This window comes from Shimazuella sp. NTD250, assembly GCF_059510375.1.
Genome location: NZ_JCAJZS010000003.1, coordinates 150282 through 162801, shown reverse-complemented (window position 1 = coordinate 162801; position 12520 = coordinate 150282). Strand labels below are relative to the sequence as shown.

At 38.3% G+C, this 12520-nt stretch carries 15 protein-coding genes; 5 read left to right on the top strand and 10 right to left on the bottom strand.

Going from position 1 to position 12520, the window contains the following annotated elements:
- Positions 1-30: 30 nt before the first annotated feature.
- The 8 genes from AC5WOF_RS08860 to AC5WOF_RS08825 all read right to left on the bottom strand — a co-directional run bounded on the left by AC5WOF_RS08860 (position 31) and on the right by AC5WOF_RS08825 (position 6851).
- Positions 31-903: a YitT family protein gene (locus tag AC5WOF_RS08860; protein ID WP_496049604.1), complete on the bottom strand. Its 873-nt coding sequence runs from the start codon at positions 901-903 to the stop codon at positions 31-33.
- Between the two features lie 74 nt (positions 904-977).
- Complete coding sequence (locus AC5WOF_RS08855) at positions 978-1982, bottom strand: polysaccharide deacetylase family protein (protein WP_496049603.1); 1005 nt, start codon at positions 1980-1982, stop codon at positions 978-980.
- Between the two features lie 72 nt (positions 1983-2054).
- Positions 2055-2663 carry a class I SAM-dependent methyltransferase gene (locus tag AC5WOF_RS08850; protein WP_496049602.1) on the bottom strand — a complete coding sequence of 203 codons (609 nt, stop codon included), beginning with the start codon at positions 2661-2663 and terminating at the stop codon, positions 2055-2057.
- Between the two features lie 149 nt (positions 2664-2812).
- Positions 2813-3568 carry a YebC/PmpR family DNA-binding transcriptional regulator gene (locus AC5WOF_RS08845; RefSeq protein WP_496049601.1) on the bottom strand — a complete coding sequence of 252 codons (756 nt, stop codon included), beginning with the start codon at positions 3566-3568 and terminating at the stop codon, positions 2813-2815.
- 37 nt (positions 3569-3605) lie between these two features.
- Positions 3606-4460 carry an NAD+ synthase gene (locus tag AC5WOF_RS08840; protein WP_496049600.1) on the bottom strand — a complete coding sequence of 285 codons (855 nt, stop codon included), beginning with the start codon at positions 4458-4460 and terminating at the stop codon, positions 3606-3608.
- Positions 4461-4462: 2 nt separating this feature from the next.
- Positions 4463-5320, bottom strand: coding sequence for a nitrilase-related carbon-nitrogen hydrolase (locus AC5WOF_RS08835; RefSeq protein ID WP_496049599.1), 858 nt, complete (start codon positions 5318-5320; stop codon positions 4463-4465).
- 59 nt (positions 5321-5379) lie between these two features.
- On the bottom strand, positions 5380-6303 hold the full coding sequence (locus tag AC5WOF_RS08830) for a phosphotransferase (RefSeq protein ID WP_496049598.1): 924 nt from the start codon (positions 6301-6303) through the stop codon (positions 5380-5382).
- A 41-nt stretch (positions 6304-6344) separates the two neighbouring features.
- On the bottom strand, positions 6345-6851 hold the full coding sequence (locus AC5WOF_RS08825; RefSeq protein ID WP_496049597.1) for a LysM peptidoglycan-binding domain-containing protein: 507 nt from the start codon (positions 6849-6851) through the stop codon (positions 6345-6347).
- A 152-nt stretch (positions 6852-7003) separates the two neighbouring features.
- Between AC5WOF_RS08825 and AC5WOF_RS08820 the strand changes: the two genes are divergently transcribed.
- Genes AC5WOF_RS08820 through AC5WOF_RS08810 form a run of 3 tightly spaced genes read left to right on the top strand, consistent with a single transcriptional unit; the run spans position 7004 to position 9683 of the window.
- Positions 7004-7774, top strand: coding sequence for a GDSL-type esterase/lipase family protein (locus AC5WOF_RS08820; RefSeq protein WP_496049596.1), 771 nt, complete (start codon positions 7004-7006; stop codon positions 7772-7774).
- A 15-nt stretch (positions 7775-7789) separates the two neighbouring features.
- Positions 7790-8707, top strand: coding sequence for an ABC transporter ATP-binding protein (locus tag AC5WOF_RS08815; protein ID WP_496049595.1), 918 nt, complete (start codon positions 7790-7792; stop codon positions 8705-8707).
- Positions 8691-9683, top strand: a complete 993-nt coding sequence (locus AC5WOF_RS08810; protein WP_496049594.1) for an ABC transporter permease — start codon at positions 8691-8693, stop codon at positions 9681-9683. Before AC5WOF_RS08815 ends, AC5WOF_RS08810 begins: the two co-directional genes overlap by 17 nt.
- Positions 9684-9734: 51 nt before the next feature.
- Here the strand turns inward: AC5WOF_RS08810 and ilvE are convergent, their stop codons facing one another.
- Both ilvE and pheA read right to left on the bottom strand, forming a co-directional pair.
- A complete protein-coding gene (ilvE, locus tag AC5WOF_RS08805) occupies positions 9735-10634 on the bottom strand; it encodes a branched-chain-amino-acid transaminase (RefSeq protein ID WP_496049593.1) in 900 nt (299 codons plus the stop codon).
- A 62-nt stretch (positions 10635-10696) separates the two neighbouring features.
- Complete coding sequence (pheA, locus tag AC5WOF_RS08800) at positions 10697-11569, bottom strand: prephenate dehydratase (RefSeq protein ID WP_496049592.1); 873 nt, start codon at positions 11567-11569, stop codon at positions 10697-10699.
- A 123-nt stretch (positions 11570-11692) separates the two neighbouring features.
- On the opposite strand from pheA, the gene AC5WOF_RS08795 reads away from it, so the two are divergent.
- On the top strand, positions 11693-12169 hold the full coding sequence (locus AC5WOF_RS08795) for a low molecular weight protein-tyrosine-phosphatase (protein ID WP_496049591.1): 477 nt from the start codon (positions 11693-11695) through the stop codon (positions 12167-12169).
- A gap of 181 nt (positions 12170-12350) precedes the next feature.
- Entirely contained in the window at positions 12351-12518 is a 168-nt protein-coding gene (locus AC5WOF_RS08790) for a hypothetical protein (RefSeq protein ID WP_496049590.1), read from the top strand.
- Positions 12519-12520 lie beyond the last annotated feature (2 nt).

The window sequence follows — 12520 nt, the reverse complement described above, 5'->3', positions numbered from 1 at the left end:
TCCTACCCAACCTGTCTATGAACCGACACATTAGTGAATTTCATTATTGACAAATTGTTTCCCATGAACATCATGTATATTTCCAATTGCGAAAAAAGCATCCTGATCTATATCTTGAACAATTGATTTTAATTTCGCTTCTTCTAAACGAGTAACGATGCAAAAAATAACCCGTTTTGTATCACCTGTGTAAGCACCTTCTCCATTTAAAAATGTTACTCCTCTACCTAAATTATGTAATATGGCATCTGATATCTCTTTATACAAATCACTGATGATCCAAACGAATTTTGTTTCATCAAAGCCCTCAATCGTCGTATCTATGGTCTTAAATGCAATAAAATAGGCAATTAGTGAATACATCGCTCGATCCCAGCTGCCAAAAACAAAACCTGCGCTACCAAGAATAAACAAATTAAAAAACATAACGATTTGACCAATCGAAAATGGAATCCGTCTCGTGATCCAGATTGCCAAGATTTCAGTTCCATCTAATGAACCGCCGTATCGAAGAACTAAGCCAACACCAATACCTAGAATAATCCCTCCAAATATTGCAGCGAGCAGAGGATCATTGGTAATAGGTTTATGGTCTGCAAACAGAACCGTTCCAATTGACATCACCAAAACTCCAAACAAAGTAGAGATCGCAAATGTTTTCCCTATTTGCTTGTATCCAAATAAAAAAAATGGGAGGTTTAAGATAAATAAATAAAGACCAAGACTGATATTGGTTAAATACGATAGCATGATGGAAATACCAACTACTCCACCATCAATAACTCGGTTCGGAACCATTAACATTTCTAGGCTAAAGGCAACTAAAATAGCTCCTATGACAATGAAAATAACGCGTTTGATCAGCAAAACCCAAGATACTTGTTTTTGAGTGGAACTACTCAAGTGCAAAACCCCTTTCCATCTATGTATTTTTACCCAAAAACACAAAAATACTTATAGATGGAAAAAAACAACCCCTAATTCGTAGGAGTTGTTTGCATCTTTTTATCCGGATTGAACTTTTTATCAGAAGGAAAATCTTTTTCATGTGATTTATTCTGATGATTAAAACTTTTCGTCGATTCTGATTTTATTTTGGCAACCGGTTTTTTGGGATCCAATATAGGAGTTTTGGTATATGCAGGAGAATGGAGCATCTTATCAATCGTAACAAACTCATAACCTTGACTACGCAGATAAGCGATAAGCTTTGGCAGTACATCTACTGTTGCCTGAATGCTCTGTGCGCCAGCACTGTGCTGTAAAATAATACTCCCCTTCTTCAATTCTTTTTTCACAGTTGCCATAATCTTATCTGGAGATTGATGATTCCAATCCAGAGTATCTACATCCCAATAAATTAATTTATAGCCTTTTTTACCGACGACACTTTCCAATTTCTTATTCAGAGCACCGTATGGCGGACGGACCAAAAGAGGAGTTTTGCCAATAACGCTTGTCACTACATTATTTGTATCCTCGATTTGCTTCATAACAGCTGGTGCAGGCAATTTAGATAATACCGGATGGTTCCAAGAATGATTCCCAATCACATGCCCTTCATCGTAAATCCGCTTGAGTGAAGAAGGATAGCGCTTGGCCATGGTTCCAACCACAAAAAAGGTCGCTTTGATATGTTCTTTTTTTAAGATATCCAGAATTTTCGGCGTATAATTGTTATCAGGTCCATCATCGAAAGTTAGGGCTACTTGTTTCTTATATTTAGAACCGCGATAAAAAGATGTTTGGTACTGCATTTTTGTCGTTTCTAGTGCTTCTTTTTGCTTTAACTCGGAAATATTAACTTGTGGAACAGGTAAAGATTTTGCTTGTGTAAGTTTCATCGATTGACTAAATTGTTCGGCGGTATACTTGACTGACTTCTCCTTACTTTGTGCTTTAACAGGTTCTTCGTTTGAACAACCTGACAAAACAATTGCCACCGACAAAATAAAACACGCTAGTCGACCAAAAAAAGACAATTCCGATCACTCCCCAAAACCCATCCGTGAGGAATCTTTCAAAAAAGCCATGAATCCTCGAACACCGCTATTTTACCATAAACGATTTTCTTCGACAGCATTTTTCTTGAATGATTGGTGGACTTTGTTGCAAGTAAAAACAAAAGCTGGAGGTATGTTAAAAGGAACAAAAGTAGTGGATACGTTTGCAAACAATGATTCAAAAACAGCTTTCATTTGTCTGGAATATTGAAACGCCACTAACAAACCATCTGGTTTTAATACCTTATATATATCATGTGCTATTTGCGTTCTTATTTCCTGGGAAAAGTTTGCAAATGGGAGACTTGATATGACGACATCAACCGCTTTTTCTTCCAGCGTTTTTACCACATCTGTCAACTCAGTGGCATTGGAATAGAAATTTAAATTCGGAAAGGTGTTCTCTAACCTATTCCGCATTTTATTATTTTGTTCAAACACAAGGCCTTTGGTAGTAGGTTGAAGATTCTCTGCGATTATTTTAGTGAAAACTCCAGTTCCAGCTCCAAGTTCAACAATCGAATGAATATGAGAAAAATCAACAGATTGAAACATTCCTCTGGCAAGATAAGTAGAACTAGGAATAACACTTCCAATACGTCTTGGAGATTGAAGGAAAGAATAAAAAAAACGAATTTTATCATGGACGGTTTGTTTCATCTGAACACCTCACTGGATTCCCCATTTAATATAACCTAAACCAATCGGTTCATATGGTTTTATCATCATACGATTTTTTTTACTTAATTGTCGATGAAAATTAAAAAAAGATCACTTCAAAGAGTGATCTAAGCAGATAGGACGAGAAACTAGCTGTATTTTTCTATCTCCTCTTCATCCGCATCAAAATTAGTAAAAACTGCTTGTACATCGTCGTGATCTTCCAATGTCTCAATCAAATCCAGTACTTTCTTAATAGTTTCTCCTTTAACATGAATCTTATTTTCCGGAATCATCATTACATCTGCTGAAGAAATGGAGATATGATGAGCAGTCTGTAATTGTTCCTGAACTTCTTCTAAACGCTCAGGTACGACATAAACAATAAAGGATTCTTCTGTCATTTCTATATCCTCTGGATCTAAGTCAAGCAAAAGAAGCTCCATTTCCTCTTCCTCTATAGAGACATCTTCTTTGGCAATTTCAATGACACCATATCGATGAAACATCCAAGAGACACAACCTGATTCTCCTAAGTTTCCACTACGTTTGGTAAATGCAAATCGCACATCTGCTGCTGTCCGATTTCGATTATCGGTAAGCGCTTCAACTAAAACTGCGATTCCATCCGGACCATAGCCTTCATACATGATGGATTCATAATTACTTCCATCACCTTCTCCAGCTGCTTTTTTTATCGCCCGATCAATGTTATCATTTGGCATATTTTGTGATTTTGCCTTTGCTATCGCTAAACGTAATTGATTATTATTCGCTGGGTCCTTATCTCCTCTACGAGCAGCGACGTATATTTCTTTACCCAGTTTTGCAAATATTTTTCCTTTTATTGCATCTTGTCGTCCTTTTCGATGTTGAATATTTTTCCATTTTGAATGTCCTGCCATTTTATTCCCCTCTCCTACTTGCTCTTATCTAGAGATATTATAAGCCCCAATCACGAAGATAACGAAAATCGACACCAACTGTTCGATTGCTTATCTTTAAAATCAGAGGCATTCTTCGTTTATATTGATTTCGTGTAATCCGCTTAGTTACCTGTTCAATCAATTGATTAGAAAAACCTTGTTCTAACAATTGTTCCTTCGTTAAACGGCGATCGAGCAGATGATACAGCAATCGATCGACATCAAAATAAGAAAAACCAAGTTCTTTTTCATCCGTCTGATCTTCCCATAAATCAGCACTAGGAGCTTTGTCTAAAATAGAACGTGGAACACCGATAAATTTGGAAAGTTGCCGTACTTGCGTTTTATACAAGTCTCCCAATGGATTGACAGCAGATGCAGAATCTCCAAACTGCGTTCCATAACCGAGCAGTAATTCTGTTCGATTGCTTGTCCCAATCACTAATGCCTGGAAATGAGCAGATAAATCATATAAAATCGTCATACGCTCACGTGCCATTTTATTTCCTTTGCGAAGAGCTGTTGCTTCTGGCATTAACTCAAAATAAGCATCAATTTGCGGGCTAATGTCAACTCTCAATGACTGAACACCAGTATCGGAAATTGCTTCTTCTGCATCGGTAAGACTAGAAGCACTGCTTGTTCGATAAGGCATACAGACTGCGATAACACTATCTTTACCAAATGCTCGCACAGCTAAGTAGAGAGACAATGCAGAATCTATCCCACCAGATAAACCAAGAACCACCTTACGAAATCCTGCCTTTTCTACTTCTTCCTTTAATGCTGCTGTCAGTATTTCTACTGCTAATGGAGCATCCAATGTTAAGTAAGGAGCTGCAAGTAATTGCTCTTCTAATTGTGTCGACATATTCAAGTCCACCTCTTCTGTTCTAACCGACTCTGGCGAATACGAGTTAACTCTCTGATAGTAAGATCCAGATTCTCATCACGCAGTAATGGTGTTTCAAAACGAGAACGGCGAACTTCATCTAGATCGATATTTGCACAAAGCAATTGTTCCTCTAATCTATTTGCTCGAGCAACCTCATCTCCATAAGGATTTACAATGGCAGATCCCCCATAAAAACTGACTCCATCTTCTGTCCCTACTCGATTGCAAAACAACATGAACAAGCCTCCAAGTGCTGCTTGATTCTCCAAATTAGCATACCAAAAAGACTGCGAGCCAACTTCATTTTGGTCAAGGGACCTAGCTGGGGAATTGGAAGGGATCAAAATAATTTGCGCACGATCTTGAGCAAGCAAATATGGAGCTGATGGGTGCCACATATCTTCACAGATCAGAATACCCATTTGACCAAACTGCGTTGGAAAACTTCTTATTACTTCTCCACGTCCAAAATACCTGCCTTCATCAAACATGCCGTAAGTTGGAAGATAGACTTTTCTATGAATATGTACAATTTTTCCTTTACTTGCATAAAGGGTAGAATTATAAAGGATGTAATCTTCACTTATTTCCACAAAACCGAATACAATATCCAAACTCTTTGAGAGGGCGACTAGCTTACTGATATCTTCACTGTAAACAGACCGGCCTACATCATAGGTAAGATCTAATAGACTATATCCCGTTAAACTTAATTCTGGAAACAAAAGTAACTCCACTTGGTTTTGTTTGGCCTTTTCAATCCATTCCAAGTGAAGATCTAAATTTCGCTGTAAGTCCCCTAATACGGGACGAAATTGGGCTAATCCTACTCTCATTTTGTTGTTTTCATCCTCCTTGAACGCCTGTCTTCACCATCATAACATAATCCATGAATCTACTGAGTCTTTCCCTTCCTGAACCAAGTATTTATCTGTCCTACTCTTTGTAACCAGATAGGATAGTCAGAAGCGATCATTTCAATGTAGGGGATAGTTTTATTCCCGTCATAACCTGCTTTCTTATCTAGTATACCAATTGTCTCTCTTAGAAACTCATTAGGAAACCGAAAAAGACAAGCCAGTATTTGTTTTTCCCAGTCTTTTAATGGCTTAACAGATTCATAAGAACAAATTAATTCTTGCAACAAATGAATGTCCCATTGATGTTCTGTCATTATTCGAGAACATATTTGCCAAACATCTCCGATTTGCAGGTCATACTCAGCCGTTTCAAAATCGATTAACCACACTTGTTGATTACGATCGACGATCCAATTGTGATTTGCTAAATCCCGATGACTCAACATATGTTGATCTCTTGATGATAAAGCTAAATAAGGTAAACCCAATGCACATAATGTACGATAAGTCTCATTTCCATGTTGATAAAAAATAGAACCATATTCAGAAATCAAATGAGTCAGTTTTTCAGGTCTATCCTCACGCCGGATTAAATGATGATAAAAATCTTGTAGTCTGTCAAATAAACGATCGGATAAGAGATACGCCGCCTGAGGAGTAGGCGGCGTATTTAACTTTTGACCATGTTTGTGAAACTGAGCAAGTGTCTGCATCAAAGAGATGCCAATATCTCTATCTTTATAAATCGGACATTTTCCTTCAATATATTCAGATAAGAGCCAACATCCTACTTGCTTCGTCTGGGAAAAAGAATGAAATCCATTATTGCGAAGCTCTTGTTCGACATCTGACCACCAAACATGGTGTTGCCTATCCTTTATTGGTTTTGCCACCCATTTTCCTGTTTCCCCGATAACAAGCCAATAGTTTCGATATTCTTTTATTTCATGAATCTTCATTTGTAATCCTAATGACAACTGCTTTATATTTGGTCTAAGATTCATCCGTATACCGTAGAAGAGCTTTCTTTTTTCGCCTTTTTTGTTCGCGGATAAGACATAGGAGGGTAGACAGGAGGCTGGTATACAGGATAGGGTAAAAAGGGCATCGGTTCGAAACTTGACGTTGAAAAATAGGGTTGAAAACCGGGTTGAGTTGGAAATATCGGTGCAAATGGTGCCGCTACTGACGAAAACTCCTCCTCATCAAACTCATCTTCTAAATCCTCCCATTCCTCTTCATCCAGTTCCCAACTTAACTCTGTCTCCTCTACCGGCACAGGCTCCAAAAAAATAGGAGGAAGTTCATCTACTAACGCTTCTTCTTTCTCTGGTTTTGGAACGGAAAGAGGTACCTTACCCATGGGGATTCGAATTTTACTTCCTGGTTCTAACGAAACTTCTCCATTTAGATCAGGATTTGCTTCTAATAATCTTTCAAATGGCACATTATATTTTTGTACAAGCTCTTCAAAAACATCACCTTGTCGAACAATATGGATTTTCATATTCTGCCTCCTATAAAAGCATATATCTACATCCTATGCACGAAGTGGGCTAATTTTGCTTTTTGATTTTTGAAATAAGACTTAGGTATGATTTCTTAAAGACAAATAAACGGTACAATACTTCAGTGGACCCTTAGAAAAGGAGATTTTGTATGCGGAAAAAGACGATGTTTCTTGTCTATACAGTGGCGGTATTCTCCACCTTATTTCTCATCACAGGGTTTGTATTAGGAGTAAAAGAGATACTTTTACCTCAAATCCAAACAGTGAAATCAACAGTACCATCTGAAAATGTGTCCGTAAGTAAAAACGGACTATTGCTCGGTTTAGGGGATTCGCTTACAAGAGGAATTGGAGATTCAACAGGAAAAGGCTATATCGGTCGACTCAAACAGACCATGGAATCAAAAAATCACTCTTCATTAAGTATGATAAACCTTGCTGTTAGTGGGCAAACTTCGCCACAGCTAGTAAAACAGATAAGAGACAAAGAGATACAAGATTTTATAAAAAAGGCAAATTGGATCACTATCACGATCGGGAGCAATGATCTTTTTCGGGGAAGTGGACAATTAGAAAATATTGACATATCAGGTGCGCAAAAAAGTTTAGATCAATATAAGAAAAACATGACTCAAATTTTAAGTGTCATAAGAAACTTGAACCCAAAAGCGACGGTTGTAGTTATGGGTATTTACAATCCGTTTGCGGGGTTAGAAAATGAAAAGATGACATCTGAGCTAGTGGCTGATTGGAACAGCGCACTGTTAAAGATCAGTGCAAACTACTCAAAAATAATCGTTGTCCCTACTTTTGATTTGTTTCAAATCCGTAATAAACAATTTTTATCTAGCGACCACTTCCACCCAAATGACACTGGTTATCAGCGTATTGCAGATCGTGTATTCCCAGTAATTCCATAAAAGGAGGACTTCCCGATGAAACCAGTCTTATCAGTCGAACACCTTACCAAAAAAATCGGAGGAAGAACGATCGTCGATGATATCTCCTTTACCGTAAATCCTGGTGAAATTTTTGGCTTTCTCGGACCCAATGGAGCCGGTAAAACAACTACGATTCGAATGTTAGTGGGTCTTATCAAACCAACATCGGGTTCTATTGCTATTGGAGGATATAACTTACAAAGCAATTTTTTGGATGCTATCAAACAAGTAGGATGTATCGTTGAAAATCCAGAACTTTATCCTTATCTTACCGGAAGAGAAAATTTGGAGCACTTTGCTCGAATGATCGATAATATTGACGAGGATCGTATTGATGAAGTAGTTCGATTAGTTGAATTGGAGAAACGAATTGATGAAACTGTAAAAACATACTCCCTTGGCATGAGACAGAGGCTGGGGATCGCCCAAGCTTTACTAGGAAATCCTCAACTGCTCATTTTAGACGAGCCTACAAATGGCTTAGACCCAGCAGGCATTCGTGAGCTTCGAGCATTCATACGTCAACTTGCGCAAGAACAATCTATCAGCATCTTCATCTCAAGCCACATCCTATACGAAATTCAGCTTCTTTGCGAACGCGTTGCAATTATAAGCCATGGAAAAGTGTTAAAGACAGCTGCTGTATCACAATTAGTAGGCGATGACAGCAAAGTAGAATGGTCATTGGACCCAATACCCGCAGCTATCAAACAATTTTCTGCACTATCTTATATCAAAAATGTAGAGCAACTAGGCAAAGAACGCGTGATGGTGCACATGCCTGTAGAAAAAATCGCCGAGACCAACCAACTCTTACTCGCATCTGATATTCAGGTAAGTGCAATACGCCCAATGAATCAAACATTAGAAGATATATTTTTGGAAATGACCGGTGGTGAAGGAATTGGTTAAACTCGTTTATAATGAACTGCTAAAAATGTTCCGAAAAAAGCGCTTCTTAGTAGTAGTATTGATTTTAGCTGTATTAATCCCCATCTTTACATACGCTCAATATGTGACTGTCCAAGCGACCATCAAACAAATCGGAACATCGGATTGGAAAGCTATTTTGCAGCAACAAATTGTTGACAGTGAAAATCAGTTGACCTCTAGTCGAGTACCAGAAGAATGGAAAAAGTGGACAAAATTGACCATCGATCAACAAAAATACTATTTAAAAAACAATATCAATCCTACAGCTCCAGGTGCACCTACTTTCGTACGAAAATTTATGGAAGAAGCAGTTGCCTTATTTTTACCACTGATCGTCGTTATTTTAGCAGCGGATTTAGTTTCCTCTGAATATGCCAATGGTACGATAAAAGTATTGTTGACACGACCGGTAGCCAGATGGAAAGTGCTTCTAAGCAAATATTTGGCACTTATTTTGAGTATTTCGCTGGTCATGTTGATCACAGGACTATTGAGTTACCTGATATCTGGTATTATTTTTGGATATAAAGGCTGGAGTTTACCTGTATTAAGTGGATTTATCCAACAAGGTAATCAACTGATTACTAATCAAGTCCATCTTATTCCGCAATGGAAGTATATTATTTATGCATTTGGACTGGCTTGGTTTTCTGCGCTCGCTGTCGGTACGATATCTTTTATGGTGTCTGTGTTAGTTCGAAACACAGCAACGAGTATGGGAGTAATGCTGGCAGCAGTTATCTCCGGAAGCCTGCTAACTCAATTAGCACCGACTTGGCAGAGCTTGCGGTACTTCGTTTTTATCAATCTTCGATTGACCGATTACTTAGCAGGAAAGCCGATACTTATCTCAGGTATGAGTCTTCCCTTCTCCTTAGCTATCCTCGCTATTTGGTCCATCGTGGCAATTATTATTGCATTTGTCGTTTTCTCCAGACGAGATGTGCTGAATTAAAAAATCCTCACACGTTTGCTCAGCAAACGTGTGAGGATTTTTTATTCGCATTTACAATTTAACTTCAGAAGGAAATGCAGAAATACCATCATAGGTTACTAATTTTCTAAATTGGGTTATTAAATCTTGGAATACAGGACCTGGTACACCATCTGCAATTGGACGACCATCAACCTGTACAACAGAAATAACTTCTGCACCCGTTCCGGTTAATAATACTTCGTCAGCAATAAAAACATCATGGCGGGTAAATGGTTCTTCTTTCACTTGGTAACCTAATTCCGCAGCAATATCTATAATCGATTGTCTTGTGATACCTTTAAGGGCTCCCAGATAACAAGGAGGAGTATAAAGAACATTATCTTTTACCATAAATATATTATCACTAGAACCTTCTGTTACATATCCATCACTAGAAAGAATGATTGCTTCTTGAGCTCCAGCTTGCTTCGCTTCCGTTTTCGCTAAAATATTATTTAAATAATTAAGTGATTTCACACGTGGATTTAATGCATCGGGAATATTCCGACGAGTTGGAACAGTTACTACAGAAAGCCCTTTATCATAAAGTTCTTGTGGATATAGACGAATTTTATCAACAATGACGATTACATTGGCACCGTTACATTCTGCTGGATCAAGACCAAGCGGCCCATCCCCTCTTGACACAACAAGGCGAATATATGCATCCAACAACTGATTTTTGCGAACGGTTTCTACCACATGTGCTTCCAGTTCCTCTAAGGTATAAGGGATATCAAGGAGAATAGACTTGGCGGATTCATAGAGTCGGATCATGTGCTCGTGCAGACGGAAAACATTTCCACTATATACACGAATTCCTTCAAAGACTCCATCCCCATATAAAAAGCCATGATCGAAGACTGAAACTGAGGCTTCCGCCTTACGTTTATACTCTCCATTGATAAATACCCAACGTTCGCTTTCCATTTCTGTTCCTCCCATAATTTTTAATTATTTTTAAAAAGTATAAGCTTGAGATTCCCTACTTGTCAATGAATAGCTTGCTCCAAAAACGAGAAACACGGATAAGAACCAAGTACACGCGTCTGGCATCCAATCGCTTCTATTTCTTCTATTGTTCCTTTTAAAAGCACATGATTCACGGGCAATTGGGCATCAATTAAGAAAAAGTAATTTCCTAGACCTGTTTTTGTTGGTCTTGATTCAATATGAGTTAAGTTAATTTTTCGCCAAGAAAATGATGCCAACACTTGATACAAGGCTCCTGGATAATCACTAGGTAATGTGATCTGAAGACTCGTCTTATACTCTTTCGATTCTTTTTTCCACGTTTCCACACTTTTACTGATAACGATGAAACGAGTCACATTATTTGGGTGATCTTCCGCATGTGATTCTAAAATTTCTAATCCATTTAGCACGGCTGCCTGCTTTGCACCAATACAAACCCATGGTTCACTTGGAGATTCCGCAACAAGAGCGGCTGCTTGGGAAGTACTATCTGTAAACACCCACTCCGCTTGTGGGTACTTTTCTTTCAAATAAACACGACATTGAGCGATTGCTTGTGGATGCGACAAAACTTTTGTAATCTGATTTGCAGGAGTATGAATTTGCTCTGGGTGAGTTAAGATACATTGCGAGATTGGGAAAAGAAATTCGGCGACAATTGGTAAATCAACTTGGTGAACCAACCAATCTAGTGTAGCTGTGACAGAGCCTTCAATTGCATTTTCTACTGGAACAACCCCTAAGTCCACAGAACCTTTGTCGACGCTGCTAATCACATCAGGGATACTGGCGAGTGGGGTATGCTCATATATGTTAGATTGAAACAAGGACTCTGCTGCTTCATGGCTGAATGAGCCGATTGGTCCTAAGTAACCTACTTTTTTTAACATGAATATTTTTCTCCTACTCCATTTTTAATTTTTCGGTTGTACAATGAACTTTCATGGGCTGTCCAATCATTCGGTACTTATGTTACACTTAACATGAATTTATTTTTGATAAGGAGAAATAGCATGATATCCGTATTATTTGTATGTCTGGGTAACATCTGTCGCTCTCCAATGGCTGAAGCAGTTTTTCGTCATTACGTCAAAGAATCGGGCCTACAAGATAAGATTCACATTGATTCAGCAGGTACAGGAGATTGGCACGTCGGAAATATTCCTCATGTCGGCACCCGCACCAAATTGGATCAAGCTGGTATATGTCATGAAGGGATGGAAGCACGTCAAGTAGCTCCATCTGATTTTACTCATTTTAACTTTATCATAGCAATGGACAACAGTAACTTTAAAAATTTGACACGTTTATGTGGACGTCCTTGCCCTCACTTATATCGATTTGTCGATTTTCTTCCTCATACGACATATAAAGAAATACCAGACCCTTATTTTACTGGCGACTTTGATGAAACCTACGACTTAATTTCCTCTGGATGTCACGAATTACTCGATCAAATCAAAGCGAAATATCGACAACAATTAGTATAAGATATGTAAAAAACAAAAGCGGATGATATCGCTTTTGTTTTTTTATTACTTTTCAGTTTAAACGATGGATAAAGATTTTAAAAACTAAAAAAAGATAATTATGTTTTTTCTAATTAATGACTAGCAGTACATTGAAAAATAGTTTAATGTTATAAGTAACCTCTGGTCAAAGGAGACTGGTATGTCCGAGGAATGGAATAACCTAAGTAGAACTGTCTATGAAGCACGGCAGGATCTGGGTGAGTCAGCAAGTGATTCCACAGGTTCTCAAAAGAAGAAAGACCCGTACAGTGCGATCGTCGATCTCCGCCAGCGCTTCCAGTTCGAACCTTCTGTGCCCCAGAAGTGACC

Coding starts and splice junctions, on each gene's coding strand:
- AC5WOF_RS08825 (WP_496049597.1), bottom strand. CDS start 6,851: ATGAAAATCCATATTGTTCGACAAGGTGATGTTTTTGAAGAGCTTGTA.
- AC5WOF_RS08790 (WP_496049590.1), top strand. CDS start 12,351: ATGTCCGAGGAATGGAATAACCTAAGTAGAACTGTCTATGAAGCACGG.
- pheA (WP_496049592.1), bottom strand. CDS start 11,569: ATGTTAAAAAAAGTAGGTTACTTAGGACCAATCGGCTCATTCAGCCAT.
- AC5WOF_RS08845 (WP_496049601.1), bottom strand. CDS start 3,568: ATGGCAGGACATTCAAAATGGAAAAATATTCAACATCGAAAAGGACGA.
- AC5WOF_RS08835 (WP_496049599.1), bottom strand. CDS start 5,320: ATGAGAGTAGGATTAGCCCAATTTCGTCCCGTATTAGGGGACTTACAG.
- ilvE (WP_496049593.1), bottom strand. CDS start 10,634: ATGGAAAGCGAACGTTGGGTATTTATCAATGGAGAGTATAAACGTAAG.
- AC5WOF_RS08815 (WP_496049595.1), top strand. CDS start 7,790: ATGAAACCAGTCTTATCAGTCGAACACCTTACCAAAAAAATCGGAGGA.
- AC5WOF_RS08830 (WP_496049598.1), bottom strand. CDS start 6,303: ATGAAGATTCATGAAATAAAAGAATATCGAAACTATTGGCTTGTTATC.
- AC5WOF_RS08840 (WP_496049600.1), bottom strand. CDS start 4,460: ATGTCGACACAATTAGAAGAGCAATTACTTGCAGCTCCTTACTTAACA.
- AC5WOF_RS08850 (WP_496049602.1), bottom strand. CDS start 2,663: ATGAAACAAACCGTCCATGATAAAATTCGTTTTTTTTATTCTTTCCTT.
- AC5WOF_RS08820 (WP_496049596.1), top strand. CDS start 7,004: ATGCGGAAAAAGACGATGTTTCTTGTCTATACAGTGGCGGTATTCTCC.
- AC5WOF_RS08795 (WP_496049591.1), top strand. CDS start 11,693: ATGATATCCGTATTATTTGTATGTCTGGGTAACATCTGTCGCTCTCCA.